Below are 19757 nucleotides of genomic sequence, written 5' to 3'. Positions count from 1 at the left end.
CATGCTACCCGAGTTCCACCCGTACTTTTAACAAGTCAGATGTACTCGGGTAGCATATCATCATTCATTGAAAGAAGATTTCTTGTTACCTTCTTTTACTTGCAAGCTAATATCAAGGGCTTTTACTGAATGGGTTAAAAATCCTAATGATATATACTGGACACCGGTACCGGAATAGGTGGCTAAATTATCTAAAGTTATTCCGCCAGAGGCTTCGGTGATGATTCCCTTTGGTACTAACTTTGTGAAGTCATTCACTTCTTCAGGGCTACGATTATCGAACATAATCACATCTGCTCCAGCTTCCACAGCTTCCAAGACTTCTTCTTTGTTTTCCGTTTCAACTTCAATCTTTACCATATGGCCAATTTTTTCGCGTACCGCTTCAACCGCTTTTGTAATCGAACCGCAATAGGCGATATGGTTATCCTTAATCATAACCCCATCATAGAGCCCAAAACGGTGATTTTTGCCACCACCCGTTACAACTGCATACTTATCAAGCATACGAAGTCCTGGAATGGTTTTTCTAGTATCACAAATACGAATGGAAGGGTCGTTTAAAGCTTCTACACATCTGTTTGTAACGGTTGCAATTCCACTCATTCGTTGGATAAGGTTCAGTATCACTCTTTCACCAGTGAGTAGGTGGGATGTCGGTCCACTTACTGTTGCGATTGAATCGCCAGCATAAACATAATCTCCGTCAGAAAAACGAAGCTCGACTCCAATGGTAGAATCTAATAAGCGATAGGCTTCCTTAATAATGGCTAATCCAGAAATAATTCCTTCCTCTTTAGCAATAAATACGCCTTGACTTGTTTGTTCAATTGGGAAAATTGATTGACTTGTTACATCCAGTTCACCTAAATCTTCAAGTAAGAACTCCTGTAACATTTTACGCAATTTTAATAGATTCATAGTTTTTCCTCCTAGGATAAATAAGTTTGATAATAATTTCACAAACTTAGGTAAGGTAATTTTTGGTTATAAAAAGTTTAAGGGATACATCTGGAAATACAAGTGTCTTGTCATCTATATTTACATAATACTATCTAAAATTCAATAGCATCAATAAATAAAATTATTGGCTATTTTATAATTAAAAAGAAAAAAACACCACTGGAAGAGAAAATCCTCCAATGATGCCTATATATGACTTGTTAAATTTACTAGAGACAATATTATATTAGAATGCCCAGTCCCCTTTACGGAAAACGGGTTCGGTGGTGCCATCATTCGTAATGCCGTCGATGTCCATTTCACCTGAACCGACCATGAAGTCAACGTGTGTGATACTTGAGTTTGCTCCTTTTATTACAAGCTCTTCCCGCGACATTGTTTTACCACCTTCAATACAGAAGGCATATGCGTTTCCGATTGCAAAGTGATTGGAGGCATTTTCATCAAAAAGAGTATTGTAAAACAGAATTTTTGATTGTGAAATAGGTGAACTATGTGGAACTAACGCAACCTCACCTAAATAGTGACTGCCTTCATCTGTTTCCACAAGGCGTTTGAGTGTGTCTTCACCAGCTTCAGCCTTTACATCCACGATTCGTCCATTTTCAAATGTGAGCGTAAAGTTATCAATTAAGCTTCCCCCGTAATTGAGTGGCTTCGTGCTGCTTATATAACCATTTACACCTTCTTTCGCAGGAACGGTGAAGACCTCCTCTGTTGGCATATTGGCTACGAATTGAATATTTTGTTCGTTTTCACCACCACCGCCAATCCAAACGTGACCCTCAGGAAGTTCTACCATCAAGTCAGTTCCAGGCGCTGTATAATGCAATTTTTTATATTTTTTCTTGTTTAAGTACTCCACTTTTGCATGCAAAGTTGCATTGTGATCCTTCCAAGCTTGTACGGGATTTTCCGTATCTACACGAGTTGCTTGGAATATCGCTTCCCATAACTTTTCAACTTGTTCTGCAGAGGAGAGGTCTGGGAATACTTTTTCAGCCCAGCTTTCTGATGGCACAGCAATAACGGACCAGCTTACTTTATCAGCTTGAGAATAATTCCTGTATTTTTCCAGTGCTTGACCAGCAGTTTTATTTGCATTGGCAATGCGCTCAGGATTGACACCTTTCAGTAAATCTGGATTTGATGAAATGATAGACAAAAAGGCAGCTCCGTTTTCAGCGAGTTCTTCCATTCCTTTCGCTTTCCACATTGGGTAATCCAGGAATGCTTCATCTGGTGCTAAATCAAAGCGAGTGCGTGTAATTTCGTCATCATTCCACTCGACATATACATTTCTTGCTCCGGCCTCATAAGCTTTTTTTACAACTTTTCTAACATATTCTACAGCTGAGATAGGTGCATTGATAAGTAGGTTTTGTCCTTGCTGTACATTAACACCTACACGCACAGCTAAGTCAGCATATTTCTCTAACATTTGTTCGAACGTACTCATATGTATTCTCCTTTGCAACGTGCTATTAACCTAACACGATTGTGTTATATTTCTTTTTTAGTGTAACAGATACAATATCAACCATGAAATACATTTTTATGAAATTAATGTCTTAAATTGAAACCCTTACCACCCCTTCATCGTATTAAAAGTATGAGGAAGGAGTGGTTTTTTTATGTCCAACAAACCAGTGCTTAAACTCCCAAAAACAATATCTGAAAGAATACTAGAAACGCTATCAATTTTATTTTTAGTTGGTATTTATGTTTACATCATCGTAAGTTGGGGTGAAATCCCGGATCGAGTACCTACCCACTTTAATATCTCTGGTGAGCCAAATAGCTGGGGCGGTAAAGGTAGTGTTCTCATCCTCCCAATCATTGCAACCTTTTTATTCAAGACCATGTTTATCTTGAGTAAGTTTCCGCATATTCATAATTACCCTGTTGAGGTGACACCCGAAAACGCAGAAGGCATATATAGAGCATCTCGAAAAATGCTCGTCGTGATGAATTTCCTTCTTACGTTTTTCCTAGTGATTGGTGCATTGGAAATGATTAACGTCGCCCAAGGAAATGAAGGTCTAGGCATATGGTACATGATTGGTTTTTTTGTGTCTCTTTTTGGGACAATGGGGTATTATATGTACAAGATGTTTAAAATAAGGTAAGTGGGGAAGAGTGTCAAAGTGACCAGAGGGACGGTTCTCTTGGTTCCTTATAAGGACCATAAGAACCGTCCCCGCGGTACCAAATTACATAAAAGGTAGGAAATAAACATGTTACTTGAAATTATTGTACAAGACGCAGTAGATGCAAGAATGGCCGAAGAACATGGTGCAAATCGTTTAGAATTAGTAACGGCAATGACAGAAGGAGGTTTAACACCTTCGTATGGAGTTATAAAGGATGTTGTTCAAGCGGTCTCCATTCCTGTTCATGTTATGATTCGTCCTCATGGGTACTCATTTATATATTCAGAGGAAGATAAGCGAGTGATTTTGGAAGATATAAAGGTTTGTAAGGACCTTGGTGCCACAGGAATTGTTTTTGGTTCATTAACGGAAAGCGGAGAGATTGATGAAGCCTTTCTTGACATAGTGATTGCAGCAGCGGATGGAATGAAAATTACCTTCCACCGTGCAATTGATGAAGCAAAGGATATTATTGAGGCATATAAGACCCTTCAAAAATATAGTGATTCTATCCAAACGGTATTAACCTCTGGAGGAGCGCCAAAGGCGTTAGAAGGTGTAGAAAATCTTAAGGAAATGATTGCATTAGCTAACGAAAAGCCATCACCGGTCGTTATGCCAGGATCTGGCTTATCACACAACAATATTGTAGAAATTCATGAAAAAGTTCATGCAACCGAATACCATTTCGGCTCTGCGGTTCGAATAAATGGGAAGTTTAGCGAACCGATAAATGGGAATACTATTAGTACGATAAAACAAATATTAGGTTAATACAACATGGATGTCTGAATGTAGATTTAGACGTCCTTTTATTTTGGTAAAAATCGATTGAACAGATATCACGCCGTTAGAAACAAAGAAGTTACGGCTAGTCACGAAAATGGAGAGTGAAAACCTTGGAAGTTCTCATTAAACACCTCGAAACGATATGTAATAAGCATTTATTAACGGAAAAAATCTTACTTGTGGATTCATATATGATTGGCGAACAAATACTAAGGCAATTTACTCAAAATAAAAATAATGCGGTAAATATCAAAATCAAAACTGTTAAGGATCTTGCACTTGATGCCTACTCTAAAGAAGAAAACCAACTCATCAGTGACACACTAGGAACTCATTTTATGTATTCCCTACTGTCGGAGCAAAAGATGGACTTTCGCTATTTTCAAGAGGTTGAAATCACGCCGACTTTAAGCCAAAGGATGTACCAAACAGTAAAGTTATTGCGCCTGGATGGCTACACAAGTAGCTCAGTTTCGAGGGAAGATTTTGTTTCACCTGCAAAAGGCGAAGATATGATAAGAATATTAGCGACTTATGAAGAACTTCTTCATAAAAATAAAATGATTGATGAAGCCGAGCTTTTCAGGAGTGCTCTAGGAAAATATCACTCTAGAAACCAAGTCTTCATTTTTCAGAGCAACTTAAGGTTAGCTTACCTTCAAGTAGAATTTATAAAGAGTATACTTCCAGCAAATTACTTCCATTTACCGATGGAAGCAGTACGAGGTATGGAGATACCTGAAAGCACTTCTTTTTCAAAGGTTGTTTTCGGTGGCGAAACACCATTAAGCTATCTTTTTGATGTAGAACATTGCCAAACAACGATTCCGACACTTTCCCTTTTTTCTGCTAAAACGGAGGATACGGAGCTAAAGGAAGTACTATTTCGCATGAAGGAAAAAGGAATCAGGTTTGATGAGGCAGTAATCTTTTACACAGCAAGTTCGAAATATATAACCACTATGTATCATCTAGCGGAACGAATGCAACTCCCTGTGACGTACGGTGAGGGGATTCCAATTGGTTTTACGCGTCCTGGAAAGTTTGTGGCAGGCATCCTGGCTTGGATGAAGGAAGTTTATAGTGTGCTAGTCTTCTTGGACCTTCTTCAGGAAAATTTACTGGATTTGAGAGAAGACGCGCCGTCAAAAGCTAGAATTGCAAACTTGCTAAGGGATGCACATATTGGTTGGGGGAAAGAGCGTTATCTTTCACAAATCCATGACAAAATCAATCAACAAAACACTTCAGAGGAACGAATCCAGCATTATCAATGGCTATTAAAATGGTTCTCATCTGTATTCAAACAAACACCTACAATCCAACATGATGGAACCATTGTCTATAGTGATCTGCTAAAAACGATTAAATATTTTCTGCAAAACTATTGTAAAGTTTCTTCCGTATTTGACCAACTAGCGAAAGAGACATTATTAGGTAGAATTGATGACCTGTTGCCCTATGCAAATGAGGCTATAATAGAAGTTTATCAAAAATTTGAGGATGATTTTTTGTCAATACATATTGGCCATTCCCGACCAAATCCTGGCTTTTTACATATTTCGTCCTATAAAAATGGTATCTATTTGAATCGTGAGCATGTATTTATTGTTGGAATGGACAATCAACGGTTTCCAGGGAGTTCAGGGGAAGACCCATTATTGCTTGATATAGAACGTGAGAAATTAGGTAGATTCCTTCCGTTAGAAAAGGACAAGGCGAAACGCAATCTCTATCTCATGTCTCAGCTATTAGCCTCAGCTGCAAACCATGAGATTACCGTGAGTTACTGCAGATTTAACGTTAATGAAAACCGAGTAATATCACCCGCCTTTTTGTTTTTGCAATGCTACCGAATTCAATCAGGTGATATTTCGGCAGATTTTACAACTCTACAAAAGAATGTTCCTGGTGTGGATAGAAAACACATAGTAGCTAGAGAAGATTGGTGGACCTACCACATCATAGATTCTCAAACTAATCTTAAAGCGGAATCTGTATTAGATGGGCATGCAAATATTGCAAGAGGACTTCATGCTGAAAGGATGAGGCAAGACCCTGCCTTCACCGTGTATGAAGGGAAAATAGAAAGTGATACGTCAGAGTTTGATCCTCGTAACAACCAAGATATTACGATTTCTGCAGGAAAACTTGAAAAGATTGCTAAATGCCCATATGCCTATTTTTTAGAAAATGTTTTGAGACTAAAAGTAATTGAGGATATTTCCTATGACCCGACTCGATGGCTTGACGCAAAAACGAGGGGAAGTTTGCTACACGAGATTTTTGAGAAGTTCTATAAAGAAATCAAAGCCCGTAATGAAAGACCTTCCTTCGAAAAACATATACTCTTGCTAACCAAAATAGCAAAAGAGAGGATAGAATTTGTAAAAACGCTCGTTCCACCACCAAATGCACGAACGGAAAGACTTGAGAAGGAGGAAATAATCGAGTCGTGTGAAACCTTTTTGAGAATCGAAGAAGAAAATAATGAGTTAGGGGAACCCTTGTATTTTGAATATTCCTTTGGTGAAGACGCACCAGCAGTGATTGAACTTCCATCAGGAAAGGTTCATGTTAGGGGAATCATCGACCGAGTTGATCAGTTACCTGATGGTTCATACCATATTATTGATTATAAAACGGGAAGTAGTTGGGGATATAAGACACAAGAGTTTTTTAAAGGTGGAAGACAACTCCAACATCTCCTCTACACACTTGCAATTGAAGCGCATTTGGGAATAAAAGATGGAGCGGTGAAAAAGAGCTCTTATTTATTTCCAACCCGAAAGGGAGCAGGGAAACGATTTGAACGAGAGCAGGAAGAAGCCACCCGTACAAATGGAAAGGACATTTTAGACAAGCTTCTTTCGATTGTGGAACATGGGCATTTCACGATGACTGATGATGAGAATGAATGCAAATTCTGTGAGTTTAAACAAATATGCAGACGTTCCACATATGACAAAGAAACATTAAAACAAAAACAACAAGACGAGACGGCAAAAGGATTAACAAGTTTTAAGGGGGTGCGCGCCTATGACTAAGGTAATTGTTGATCAAGAGGCAAGAGAAAAGATTACAAATGTATTGAATCAAAACTTTCTCGTAGAAGCTGGAGCGGGTTCGGGGAAAACGACAAGCCTAGTTGATCGAATGGTCAATCTTATATATACAGGAACGGCGAAAATAGATGAGGTTGTCGCGATCACATTTACAAAAAAGGCAGCAGATGAGCTTAAAACACGATTCTTAACCGTTCTCGAAAAAAAGTGTAAAGAAGAATCAGACCTGGACGTAAAATTTCTGCTTGAAAAAGCATTGCAAAATATTGAACAAACCTTTATCGGTACGGTTCATTCCTTTTGTGCTCGATTACTACGAGAAAGGCCAATTGAAGGGGGTCTTGATGTTAATTTTAAGGAACTTGAAGATTCAGAAGATGAAAAAATTGCTGAGGCTGCATGGCTTGTTTACATACATAAGTTAGAACAAGATAACCCACAGAAAGCGAAAATGATGAAGGAACTTGCGATTGAGGAACAGGATTTGTTAGATCGCTTCCGATATATGAAAAACTATCCAGATGTTCATTGGGCTAGTGATGCAGTGGAAAAACCATATCTTGATGATGTGTTTCGTCGTTTTATATCACTTTTATCAGAAGCAAGTCGTTGCATACCAGAGGATATTCCCAAGGGACCCGACAAACTCCAGGAAGCCGTGGAAGAATCACTACGTCAAATAAGATTCAATGCCAAAACGGACTCTCTAATGATTACCATTTTTCGATTGTTTGATAAAAACTTAAAGGTTACGCAGAACCGATGGACTTCAAAAGAAGATGCTAAGGAATATGAAGCTAGAATAACCGATTTTGTTGATGCGCAAATCAAGCCATTGCTGAATAAGTGGAATGAATTTTGTCATCCATTTGTCATTGACTTATTTAATGAAGCTCTAAAAGAATACGAAAAAATGAAACAAGAACGCTCATTAATGAATTTTCAGGATTTATTGATGAAAACAGCAGCCCTTTTAAAGGACAATTCAGAAGTACGTACGTATTTTCAGCAGAAATACAAAAGGTTGCTTGTAGACGAGTTTCAGGATACGGATCCGATTCAAGCGGAAATTATGTTTTATTTAACAGGAGACGATGTTTCGGAACCAAATTGGACAAAGTGTAAACCACGTCCTGGCTCCCTTTTTGTTGTGGGAGACCCAAAGCAAGCAATCTACCGTTTCCGACGTGCCGATATTGATATTTACAATCTAGTGAAGGAACTGATTGAAGCTCATGGTGGTGAAGTTCTTCAGTTAATCATGAATTTCAGAACGGTTGAAACTGTTACAAGCCTACTAAATGGCGTATTTCAGGAGCATCTACCCGAAAAAGAAACAGTCCATCAGGCCGCATACCGTCCATTGTATTCCTATAAAGAAGCAGGTAATTCCGTTATAGCAGGGATTAAGAAACTAGTATTGTCGGATAATTTCGCAAAAAATAAAACGACAACGCTAGATGAAGATGCAAAGTGTATAGCGGGTTATATCCAAAAATTAATCAATGAAGGTCATGAGCCAGCTGAATTCATGATCTTAACTCGTCAGAAAGAGGGTATTGATGTTTACACGCGCGTTTTGGAGGGAGTAGGGATTCCAGTGAGTGTCAGCGGTGAAATGGAAATTGGAACAATTCCCGAATTCATGGACCTTCTTCGCCTTCTCGATGCTCTTGTGGATACGACTGATCAAATTGCTTTCGTTGCAGCACTTCGAAGTGTCTGGTTTGGTATCAGTGATGAGGAACTATTCCAATGGAGACAGGCAGGAGGAGCATTTTCTTTATATTCGGAAACTCCCGAAAGTCTAAATGGAGTAACGAAACAGCATTTTGATGTTGCAATCTCAAAGCTACAACAATATGCCAAATGGAAAACTACCTTTTCACCGCTTGTCGCAATTGTGAAAATAGTGGAGGATATCGGTTTATACCCAATATTCGCCGTTAAAACCTATGGTAAGAGGGAAATGACAAATCTCATCCAAATCCTTGAAGCACTGAGGGTAAAAGAGGAAGAAGAGGCATTAACCTTTAGACAAGCTGTTCAATTTGTAAAAACGCAAATTGAGGAAAAAACAAATGTTATCAGCCTTGAGGAAGACGAAAATGCGGTACGAATCATGAATGTTCATAAAGCAAAAGGCTTGGAGGCATCGATTGTATTCTTAGCCCATCCCGGTAAAAAACCTGAAATTCGCAATAAAATATGGTCCCATATCAAACGTGAAGACAATGGCGCTACGGGGTATTTTATGTTTGGAAGAAAGCATGGTCAAACGACGAAACCTGTTGCACAACCCCTGTTTTGGGAGGAACACTTAGACGAGGAGGAAGCATACTTACTAGCTGAAGAAATTCGCGTTCTGTATGTTGCTGCTACTAGAGCTGAGAAAGCCATGATCATTAGTACATTTGAGTCTAAAAATACGAAAAATCCATGGAGTCTTCTATTAGATGGACTACCTGTGCTCGAGGATATAGATATCCCAGAAGTGATAACGGATGAAAATGACAGAAAGGGAAATATCACAACTCAAGATGATTACAGACTTGAAACACAAGGATTACTGGACTGGCTCGAGGACCGAAAACAACCTTCCTATGCTACATTTAGCCCTTCTGGAGAAAAACAAGATATATTCACGCTCGGAATTGAACGTGAGGAGGGTGGAGGATTGGCATGGGGAACTGCCGTTCATGAGGTTTTTGAGGGGGTCGTTAAAGGTAAAGAAGCTGAAATCGTTATTGTATCCACCATGAAAAAACACGAAATCTCTTTAGGACGAATGGAAGAAATCGCGCAAGTTGTGGAACGTTTTAAACAATCGACGATTTGGGCAGAGCTCAAAATTGCAGATCAAGTTCTAACAGAAGTTCCTTTCACTATACAAATCGATGCAAAAGATCCTTTGTATCAATATGTCAAAAAAAGGGACAATGCTGAGATTGTTTTTGTAAATGGAATCATTGATCTCGTTTATAAACTGAACGGTTTTTGGAAGATTGTTGATTATAAAACAGACAGGCCAAGGGATGTTGAGATGCTACCAGAATTAACAAAATACTATCGAAGCCAAATCGACCTATACCAGCGAATTTGGGAAAGAATCACGGGTGAACAAGTGGCAGACAAACAGCTCTATTTTGTCACCCCAAATAAAATCATGACCCTTTAAACATCTTTTTTGAGGTATGTTTTTTTCTAAAAAACAAATTTTAACAAGTAAGTCAAATCTAAAGGGGACCAATACAATGAAAAAGAAAATTGCCATCATCGGAGGGAATGGATTAATCGGTTCAATTCTGGAAGCAGGGCTTGGTGACAAGTACGACATCACTATTCTCGATAAAAAGGTAGACAACCATCCAAATCACGTCGAGGTAGATGCAACGGATTTTGAAGAACTGATTCATAAAATTCCTGCTGACTGTAATGCACTCGTTAACCTGTTGAATGTTAAAACGAAAAACGATTTTAAAGATGTTACTCAATTTCGCAAAAAGACTGAGATTCATTTCCTTGCATCTTTTTACATTTTTAGGGCGGCAATTGAGCTCGGGATAGCTAAGGTGGTCTATGCAAGCAGCAACCATGTAACTGATTTTTATGAGAATGGTGGAGTTTCAGTATTTGGTCGTGAAATTACTGTTGATGATTATCCCTACTCAAAATCATTATATGGCACTCTCAAATTGGCATCAGAAAATATCGGGCATATTTTGGCTTATGAGGAGGAAAACAATCTTTCTGTCATTAATTTGCGAATCGGTAGTGTCAGGCGTAATGAAGTGGAGGATTTACAAACTAATCCCCGGATAAACAAAACATTACTTAGTCACAAGGATGTGATTCAGTTATTTGATTTAGCCATTCAATCAACGGTAAAATTTGGGACATATTATGGGGTATCAGATAACAAGGACAAACCTTGGTCAACGGTTAATGCAACACGTGAGCTTGGATATGTTTCAAAGATGAATGCGCAGGACGTTTTAGAACAAGCTGATATCAAAATGGATAGTTCACAGCCATATTACGAAGATCTGGAAAATCAAAATTGGCTAAACTAAAATAAAGCTAAGGCACACCAAGTGTAGGATTTTACGAATGGTTTTATACTGCAAAGCTAGATAAAAGCATACGCAAATCTTTTTTACGTATGCTTTTATCGTTTTGTTCCTAAAAAACGATACACAAATGGATGGATTTTACAATTCCTATCACTTTTTGAATGATTACTTCCTTTTTTTGGATTTTACGAATGGTTTTATACTGCAAAGTTAGATAAAAGCATATGCATTATTTATTTAAGTATGCTTTTATTGATTTTTTTCTTAAAATCGATACACAAGTGGTTAATTATTACATTTTTTATCTCTTTAGAAATTACTTCTACTACATTCTCCTTTTGATATAATAATAGAATAACCTTGAAGGGGTTGTTACTAATTTGAAAAAGAGGAAAATGATGCTACTTTTTATTGGAATTTTACTCATTATTGGGGTTGTATATTTCGGAAGTATTCATTATAAGATATCTCAGTACGTGGATGCAGTTCCTCCCAAAAACGCCGATTATTTGATTATTCTTGGTGCCAAGGTGAATGGTGAAATTCCATCACTTGCGTTACAATACCGAATCGATGCGGCAGCCAAATATGCGAAGGAAAATAAGAACACAATTTTAATCGCTTCAGGTGGCATGGGGCCGGGTGAGGATATTACAGAAGCGGAAGCGATGAGAAGAAAGCTTTTGGAAACAGGGATTTCTACATCAAGAATATATCTTGAAGACCGCTCAACAAGTACTTATGAAAATATTAAATTCTCAAAAGAATTAATACCTGAGGATGCGAAGTTAGGGATTGTAGTGACAAATGATTATCATCTTTACCGTTCAGTCCAAATTGCCAAAGACGCTGATTTGAAGGTCAAGGGACTACCGGCAAAAACTCCAAAAATTACTTTGGTAAAAGCATACGGTCGCGAGTATTTGTCCGTAACAAAATATTATGTAGAAAAGTTTTTCCTTAAATAAAATAATCATGCATCACAAATGGCGAGGAGATAATCTCGTCATTTTTTTGTAGGAAACGAATTCCATTGACTAGCCTAATAATTTTCAAATAAAATCCATAAACTACCCAAAAGCTCAATGATAAAAGGGGGCACTTTTTTGGGAAGATGTATAGTAATGGTTGTTCTTTTCCTATTTTTAAATCATTTACCTACAGAGGCAACAGAGCGCTTTGACTTTGAAAAAACGGGTAAGGCTACCTGGGAAGTGAAGACAGATGAGAAGATGGTAGCCATCACATTTGACGATGGACCAAGTCCAGTTTACACACCACAAATTTTAGATGTTTTAGCAAAGCATAAAGCAAAAGCCACTTTTTTTGTTGTTGGAAAACATGCAATTAAACACCCCGAAATCATTCGTCGAGAAGTATTGGAGGGGCATGAAATTGCAAACCATACCTTTAATCATTCAAACATAGTACGTGATTCCCAAAAACTTGAAAATGAGATTGAAATAACCACCGACACTCTTAAGGAAATAACTGGATTTAGCCCAACTCTTTTTCGTCCAGTTGGTGGGAGTTACAATGACGTTATTATTAACACTGCAGCAGAAAATGGATACCATGTTGTGCTATGGTCTTGGCATCAAGACACGAAGGACTGGAAAAATCCAGGGGTTAGCAGGATCACGAAAAGGGTTATTTCAGGTGTAAAACCAGGGAACATCATTCTTTTTCATGATTCAGGTGGAAATCGAACGCAAACCGTTCAAGCATTAGACCAAATACTCACAGAACTAGAGGAAGATGGATATGAATTTGTTACTGTATCAGAAATGCTGTTCCGGACCCAAATAAAACAAAGCAATTAGATATATATGTAAACCAAAGAATCGTCTAGGATTACCAAGACGATTCTTTTTTATCTTATTCAATGGATTCAAGTAATAAATCAACAATATGGACAGCACGGATTTGTTCCGACAAACCTTCCCGTTCGATGCCAAGTTTCATCTGTAGCAAACAACCGGGATTTGCTGTGACAATTGTTTTGGCTTGTGTATCTTTAACGTTTTTCATTTTTGAATCTAATATTTTCATCGACATTTCAGACTCTACAATATTATAGATGCCAGCAGAGCCGCAGCAGCTGTCCGCATTTTTCATTTCCATATAAGTTGCGCCATCAATAGATTGAAGTAGCGTTCTAGGCTCAGACGCCGTCTTCATTACATTTCGCAAATGGCATGAATCCTGGTAAGTGATAACTTGTGCAGGAAGGGAAAGATCTTTTTTATGAAACTCTAATTCTACCAAAACAGATGAAATATCTTTCAGCTTATTCGAAAAACTTTTCGCTCGTTCTGCCCACTGGGGGTCATCTTTTAGTAAGTGGTCATAATCGATTAAAAATGCACCGCAGCCGCCTGCATTTGTGATGATATAATCAGCTTCTATCTCTTCAAATGCCGCAATATTTTGTTTCGCCAGTTCCTTTGCTTTGTTTTTCTCGCCACTATGTCCATGTAAGGCCCCACAACAAGCCTGTGTTTTTGGGATGACAATCTCACAACCAGCCAATTGAAGAAGCTTCATGGTGGCATCATTTGTTTTCATAAACATCGTATCCATTAAACATCCTGTGAAAAAGGAGACCTTTTTCTTTCGTACACCAATTGGTTCAAGATGGTATGGCCTGTTCTTTAGTTCCTTTAAGGATGGCACTTCAGGAAGTACGCGTTCCATTGTCGCAAAGCTATCAGGTAAAAACTTCAAAAGACCACTTTTTTGAATCACTTTTTGCATGCCAGAGCGCTGGTAGACTCCAAGTAAACCTGTTAACGTACGCATCCTATTTTGATGAGGGAAGAGACCTTCAAAAACCGTACTTCTTACAGCTTTCACAGGTAGCGAATGCTTTTTATTTTGATGAACGATATCCCTTGCTTCTTCTAAAAGGTGCCCGTAATTGACGCCTGAAGGACAAACTGGTTCACAAGCTCGACAGCCCAAACACATATTTAGTGATTTTTCAAAGTCTTCATCAGGTTCAATAAGTCCGTCTACAACTGCCTTCATTAATGCAATTCTGCCCCTTGGTGAGTGAGATTCTTGATAGCCGGATTCGATATAGGTAGGGCAGGTAGGAAGACAGAACCCACAACGCATACAGTTTAATAATTCATTTTGGTCCATCCGTGATTGGAATTCTTTTTGGATTTTATGTTGCTCTTGAATCGTTGTCATTTTGAAACCACCACACGTTTTCTAGAATCCTTTGCAAACATTTTGCCTGGATTCATGATGTTGTTAGGATCAAGCCCCGTTTTAATCGCTTGCATCGCTGCAATCCCTGCAGCACCTAACTTCATTTCAAGATAGGGTGCTTTCATTACGCCGACACCATGTTCACCCGTAATTGTACCGCCAAGCTCAATCGCCTTTTTAAAAATTTCTTCAAATGCCTTTTCAACGCGCTCAATTTCTTCACGGTCTCTAACATCTGTTAAGCAAGTAGGGTGTAGGTTTCCATCTCCGGCGTGTCCAAAGGAACAAATATTCAAGTCGTATTTTTTTGCGATTTCACCAATTGCATTTACCATGTTTGCAATTTCAGAACGTGGTACAGTTGCATCTTCCAAAATGGTAGTCGGTTTTAAGCGTGCAAGAGCAGAAAGTGCAGCCCGCCTTGCTGTACGTAAGGCTTCTGCTTCTTCCTCAGATTCCGCAGATTTCACAGATACTGCATTTTCTTCCTTACAAATCTCTTTGATTCTAGCAATATCTCGTTTTACTATTTCTGCAGGACCATCCTGTTCAATGAGAAGGACTGCTTTTGCATCGGTTGGAAGTCCAATTTTTGCGAAGGCTTCGACCGCTTCAAGAGTAGGTTGGTCAAGGAATTCTAAGGTAATTGGGATGATTTTACTTGCAATAATCTTTGAAACCGATTTTGCTGCCGACTCCAAATCCTGATAAAGGGCAAGAATTGTTTCTTTCGTTTCAGGCATTGGAATGAGCTTAAGCGTGGCTTCGGTAATGATACCAAGTGTGCCTTCTGAGCCGACAAAGAGGCGAGTGAGGTCATATCCAGCAACATCTTTTGCTAGCTTTCCTCCGGTTTTAATAATTTCACCATTCGCCAATACAGCCTCTAGCCCCATGACATAATCTCGTGTTACCCCATATTTAAGGCCACGCAAACCCCCGGAATTCTCATTGATATTGCCTCCAATTGTTGATATTTTCATCGAACCAGGATCTGGTGGATAAAATAAACCCTTCGCCTCTACAGCAGTTGTCACCTCCTGAGTAATTACCCCAGGTTGGACTGTGATTGTTAAATTCTCTTCATCAATTTCTAGTATCCTATTTAAATGTTTAAAAAGAAGGACTACTCCACCCTCAGTTGGACAAGTACCTGCACAGAGATTTGTCCCTGAGCCGCGAGGGACAATTGGAATCTTGTATTCATTACAAACCTTGACGATTTCGGATATTTCCTCTTTGTTTCGAGGAGAAATCACTGCATCCGGCATCGACTGGAATTGTGGTGTCGCATCATACGAATACACAAGTCGACCTGTTTTTGAATCATCGTAATTTTCAGGTCCGACAATTTTAATAAATTGCTGTTTTGCTTTTGTATCAATCATGAGAACGCCTCCAAAAAATCTTCTTATGTATAAGCATAAAAAAAAGCGGATATTTCCGCTATGTAGAAATCCACAAATATTTGTGGCGTTAATCAAAAATTTTTATAGATTTATCCAAAAGTAATATCCCCAGATAAAGTGCTGCTAAATCTGTAAAGTTCTTTGGATGTAAGCCGGTGTGCTCTTCTATTTTATCAAAACGATAAGAAAGAGTGTTCACATGAATATGAAGAGACTCAGCAGTTTCTTTGATGGACTGATTATTTAAAATAAATTCAATTAACGTCTTAACTAGTGTTCGATCCTTATCTAAGAGCTTAATGATGGTACGTCTCACATATTCCGACTGCACATGTCCGCTAGTTTCATGAACAAGCATTTCTAAAATGAGTTCTTCATCAAATTGTATAGAGTCATTCCGTTTTGCAACTTTAAGAGCGCGTTCAGCTTCCTCAAAAGATCTTTTTAGTAAGGGTTCCTCGCTCCCAACTCCAAACGATATCTTTACAGTAAAACTATCTTCTAAATTTCTTTTAATTAATTGAAGAATGTTTTGTGTTTGCTCTTTTGAACGGTCAGTTAAAAGGAGTAGGAAACGTTCATTTCCCCATCTGACAAAAATTTCATTCTCTGTTAAAAATGGACTTTGTTGCAGGTGATTGGATATATCCCGGAGTGGAATTTCTGTTTCACTCTTAATGAAGCCCATTACCACTTGACGTTTAAGATTAAGATCAATATTCAAATGCTCTGCACGCTTAACAAACTCTGGGGTTTTTTCATTAATGTGAAGCCAATCAAACACAAAGGTTTCAAGTGCTCGAGACTCTAATTCCATTTGCTCAGCATAATAGCTCTCTTGGATTAAGAGCTCCGTCATTTTTTTCAAGAGCTCCCCGTATGAGGATACTTTTTCAGGGTTTCCGGTTATACCGATTACCCCAACAACATTGTGCTGATAAAGAATGGGTAAATTGATGCCTGCCTTTACCCCTTTTAGGTGATTTTCCAAGTCTTTTGTGATGATCATTTTCTTTTGTTCCCTACTTGAAAGGAGGGCACCTTCGTGAAAACTTCCGATTCGACTTGAATCCGTACTTGCAATAATCGTTCCCGAAATATCTACGATAATAATATCTTCATCAATTAATCTACGTACTTCTTTAATAATTTTTTTAGCAAGGGATGGTATAAGCATAAAGATTCCTCCGAAATCAATCATTATATTCATTCTATCATTTCAAAAAAATAATGTAATTGCATCTTTAAAGCTAAAGAAGTTATTCTGTTTTATAATAGGAGAGAGAGAATGTGGAAATAGTGTAGATAGACACTTTGGAAGGGATGTTCAAATAGTCCGGTGAAAATTGACACTTCGATAGAGGAACTTCGACTAACTACCGACACGTCCTGTGTCGAACTTCGAAGTCACCACATCCTGTGGAAGCTCGTTGGCTTGTTTTTTCCGTTCCTTGGAAAAGAAAACCACTTTTACGGCGTTCAAAATCGTCTGCTCACGTATCAGTAACATACGTTCCACTACTCAAAACTGCGCCGCCTCGAACTTTCGACGCACAGGATGTGCTAGTGTCGGCGTCGCCACAGGACGTGGCGCCATCGCTGAAGTGGTCCTTTTCAACCTCCAATTTGAACATATAATAGAAGGGAAGAAAATAGATGTTTCAAGATATTTCTGTTGATGAATTACGGGAATTACAGAAGGAGAAACCGATAGCCATTGTTGATGTGCGTTCCCCTTCTGAATTTACTGAATCGAATATACCTGGTAGTGTAAATATCCCCATTTTTACGGATGAAGAACGTGCAGAAATTGGAACAGTTTACAAACAAATCAGTCCAGACGCAGCTAAGGAAAAAGGACTTGAAATTGTTTCTGCCAAGCTTCCTAATTTTATAAAAGAGTTTTCGAAACTCCCTGAAGATGAAAAGGTTGTTTACTGTTGGCGCGGAGGAATGCGTAGTAAAACATCAGCAACCCTTATTGATTTAATGGGAATCAGCTCGAAAAGACTTATTGGGGGAATTCGCGGGTATCGAGAATGGGTGGTAGAAAAACTAGAAGAGGTTGCCACCGATTTTAAACCAAAGGCCTTGGTCATTAATGGATACACAGGCTCCGGGAAAACAAAAATTTTAAATGAGCTTCAAGGTAAAGGATATCCTGTTCTTGATTTAGAAGGGATGGCAAACCATCGTGGTTCGGTTTTTGGGATGATTGGGAAGCAGCCACATAACCAAAAAGTGTTTGACTTGATGCTTGTAGAACGGATTCTGCAGATAAAAAAATCACCATATGTATTGTTGGAGGCAGAAAGCAAACGTGTTGGACGTGCGACTCTACCTGACTTTTTACTGAAATTAAAGGAAGAAGGATACCATATTTTTGTTGACCTGCCGATGGAGGAGCGCGTGTTAAACATTTTAGAAGATTACCGTCCATGGGAGTTTCCAAACGATTGTATGGCTGCCTTCCAACGCATCAAAAGGAGAATTCATACTCCAATTGCAACACAAATCGAGAAAGATCTTGAATCCGGAGATTATCATTCAGCCGTGAAACTACTATTAGAATATTATTATGATCCAAGGTATCACTTCACAGCAGAACAAATACCAGAGGACCGAAGCAAAGTACTGCATGTGAAAAAAGTAGAAGAAGCTACCCAATTAATTAAAGAGCTTATTACAGAAAAAATGTTAAAGTCACCAACAAAGTCCTAATGGAGTAACTAAGACCTAGTGCCAATTGCACTAGGTCTTTTGGCAATCTTTTAACATTTCTATAGACTTATGAATCATCTATTACTTTTTAAGTGATAAACGGACATATATTTGTCAGCTTTCGTCGAATTGCTTTTAACGTAATTTATAAATAGGGGGATCACATAAATGACGAAACGGGATTTCAAGAAAACGATTGTAAGTGGCACAGTAGCATCCGCACTTATTTTATCATTAGCAACACCAGCCGCTTTTGCAAATGAGGAAGGAACTGAGCAAGATACAGTTGTTGCGGAAGAAACGGTTGTAGAAGAAATTCCAGTAAACTATGGGGCTTCTAAAGAAGAGATTGTAGAAGAAAACGTTGGCGAAGAAGTGGCAGAGGAAGAAGCTACTGAAGATGTAGAATCAAATGAAAATGGAGAAAGCACTGAAAAAGAGTCAACTGAGGAGGAAGTTCAAGCTGAAGAAACACCATCTTTAGTACCTGGAGATTTCTTTTACTTTGTAAAACAAATGATTGAAAAAGTACGTCTTGCAGTAACAGTGGATGATTACAAGGAAGCAAAACTTCTAGCTGATTTCGCTGCAGAGCGTATCGCGGAAGCAAATGCATTATTAGTTGAAGGTAAAACAGAAGAAGCTGAAGAGTTACTTCAAAAAGCAATTGAAACTCAAGAAGCTGCAACTGAAACTCTACCAGAATCGGATGAGGTTTCTGACGAAGAAACAGAAGCTACAGAAAAAGATTCTGTTGAAGAAGAAAAAACAGAAGAAGATTCAGTAGTTACTGAAGAAGAAATAACTGTTGATTTAGATGAAGGCACAGAAGTTGAAGTGAAGCTTGCAAATAACATTGACGCATTAACGGCAGCACTAGCAAATGTTAAAAATCCAACTGCTCAAAAAGCGTTAATGAAAAATATTCAAAAATCATTTGCAAAATTAGATAAGAAGCTTGCAAAACTTGAGGGAAAGTCTGAAAAGTTTGAAGCTAAGCATAAAAATGAAGCGATCCAAAAAATAACTGAAGTACCAGTTGTTGAGGAAGAAGTAGCTGTTGAGCCAGTAGTAGTGGAAGAAACAACTGAAACAGATGTACAACCAGTAGTTGCTGCTCCAGTAGTAGAGAAGAAACAAGTAAAAGTAAACGAAAAGCGTGACCAAGCTCTTGAAAAGTCACAAGAGAAAAAACAACAAGCACAAGTTAATAAGACTGAAAAACAAAAAGAAGCAAAAGAACACAAAAATAATAATCATGCGAACAAAAACAATGGCCAAAGCAAAGGTAACAACGGTAAAGGTCAAGGCAATGGTAACAGCCAAGGCAAAAACGGAAACGGACAAAACTAATATGTAACGAAT

At 38.4% G+C, this 19757-nt stretch carries 14 protein-coding genes; 9 read left to right on the top strand and 5 right to left on the bottom strand.

Annotation, left to right across the window (positions count from 1 at the left end; translation table 11 throughout):
* Positions 1–60 precede the first annotated feature (60 nt).
* Together nadC and NST91_RS17790 are read right to left on the bottom strand one after the other, a co-directional pair.
* Positions 61–921 (bottom strand): carboxylating nicotinate-nucleotide diphosphorylase, encoded by an 861-nt coding sequence (gene nadC, locus NST91_RS17795; RefSeq protein WP_341332205.1) that lies wholly within the window; start codon positions 919–921, stop codon positions 61–63.
* A 268-nt stretch (positions 922–1189) separates the two neighbouring features.
* Positions 1190–2422, bottom strand: coding sequence for an aminopeptidase (locus tag NST91_RS17790; RefSeq protein WP_341332204.1), 1233 nt, complete (start codon positions 2420–2422; stop codon positions 1190–1192).
* Positions 2423–2597: 175 nt separating this feature from the next.
* On the opposite strand from NST91_RS17790, the gene NST91_RS17785 reads away from it, so the two are divergent.
* From NST91_RS17785 to NST91_RS17755, 7 genes are all read left to right on the top strand, one after another.
* Complete coding sequence (locus NST91_RS17785; RefSeq protein ID WP_341332203.1) at positions 2598–3092, top strand: DUF1648 domain-containing protein; 495 nt, start codon at positions 2598–2600, stop codon at positions 3090–3092.
* A gap of 108 nt (positions 3093–3200) precedes the next feature.
* The gene (locus tag NST91_RS17780; RefSeq protein ID WP_341332202.1) at positions 3201–3890 is read left to right on the top strand and encodes a copper homeostasis protein CutC; all 690 of its coding nucleotides are present in this window, start codon (positions 3201–3203) and stop codon (positions 3888–3890) included.
* 125 nt (positions 3891–4015) lie between these two features.
* Positions 4016–6952, top strand: a complete 2937-nt coding sequence (locus tag NST91_RS17775) for a PD-(D/E)XK nuclease family protein (RefSeq protein WP_341332201.1) — start codon at positions 4016–4018, stop codon at positions 6950–6952.
* Positions 6945–10148: a UvrD-helicase domain-containing protein gene (locus NST91_RS17770; protein WP_341332200.1), complete on the top strand. Its 3204-nt coding sequence runs from the start codon at positions 6945–6947 to the stop codon at positions 10146–10148. The genes NST91_RS17775 and NST91_RS17770 overlap by 8 nt, the downstream gene beginning before the upstream one ends.
* A gap of 76 nt (positions 10149–10224) precedes the next feature.
* Complete coding sequence (locus NST91_RS17765; RefSeq protein WP_341332199.1) at positions 10225–11043, top strand: NAD-dependent epimerase/dehydratase family protein; 819 nt, start codon at positions 10225–10227, stop codon at positions 11041–11043.
* 395 nt (positions 11044–11438) lie between these two features.
* Positions 11439–12011, top strand: coding sequence for a YdcF family protein (locus tag NST91_RS17760; protein WP_341333554.1), 573 nt, complete (start codon positions 11439–11441; stop codon positions 12009–12011).
* Positions 12012–12128: 117 nt separating this feature from the next.
* Entirely contained in the window at positions 12129–12866 is a 738-nt protein-coding gene (locus NST91_RS17755) for a polysaccharide deacetylase family protein (protein ID WP_440272297.1), read from the top strand.
* 55 nt (positions 12867–12921) lie between these two features.
* Here NST91_RS17755 and NST91_RS17750 read toward each other — a convergent pair whose 3' ends face one another.
* The 3 genes from NST91_RS17750 to NST91_RS17740 all read right to left on the bottom strand — a co-directional run bounded on the left by NST91_RS17750 (position 12922) and on the right by NST91_RS17740 (position 16848).
* Positions 12922–14241, bottom strand: coding sequence for a (Fe-S)-binding protein (locus tag NST91_RS17750; RefSeq protein WP_341332197.1), 1320 nt, complete (start codon positions 14239–14241; stop codon positions 12922–12924).
* Positions 14238–15650, bottom strand: coding sequence for a glycolate oxidase subunit GlcD (gene glcD / locus NST91_RS17745; RefSeq protein WP_341332196.1), 1413 nt, complete (start codon positions 15648–15650; stop codon positions 14238–14240). The genes NST91_RS17750 and glcD overlap by 4 nt, the downstream gene beginning before the upstream one ends.
* An 88-nt stretch (positions 15651–15738) precedes the next feature.
* On the bottom strand, positions 15739–16848 hold the full coding sequence (locus NST91_RS17740) for a CdaR family transcriptional regulator (RefSeq protein WP_341332195.1): 1110 nt from the start codon (positions 16846–16848) through the stop codon (positions 15739–15741).
* A 479-nt stretch (positions 16849–17327) separates the two neighbouring features.
* Here NST91_RS17740 and mnmH point away from each other — a divergent pair, with 479 nt between their 5' ends.
* A complete protein-coding gene (mnmH, locus tag NST91_RS17735) occupies positions 17328–18392 on the top strand; it encodes a tRNA 2-selenouridine(34) synthase MnmH (RefSeq protein WP_341332194.1) in 1065 nt (354 codons plus the stop codon).
* A 168-nt stretch (positions 18393–18560) separates the two neighbouring features.
* The gene (locus tag NST91_RS17730; protein WP_341332193.1) at positions 18561–19745 is read left to right on the top strand and encodes a DUF5667 domain-containing protein; all 1185 of its coding nucleotides are present in this window, start codon (positions 18561–18563) and stop codon (positions 19743–19745) included.
* Positions 19746–19757 lie beyond the last annotated feature (12 nt).

This window comes from Ferdinandcohnia sp. FSL W7-1320 (assembly GCF_038050315.1).
GTDB classification, from domain to species: domain Bacteria; phylum Bacillota; class Bacilli; order Bacillales; family Bacillaceae_L; genus Ferdinandcohnia; species Ferdinandcohnia aciditolerans.
The sequence above is the reverse complement of the archived record's forward strand: the minus strand, read 5'-3'. Positions and strand labels throughout refer to the sequence as shown.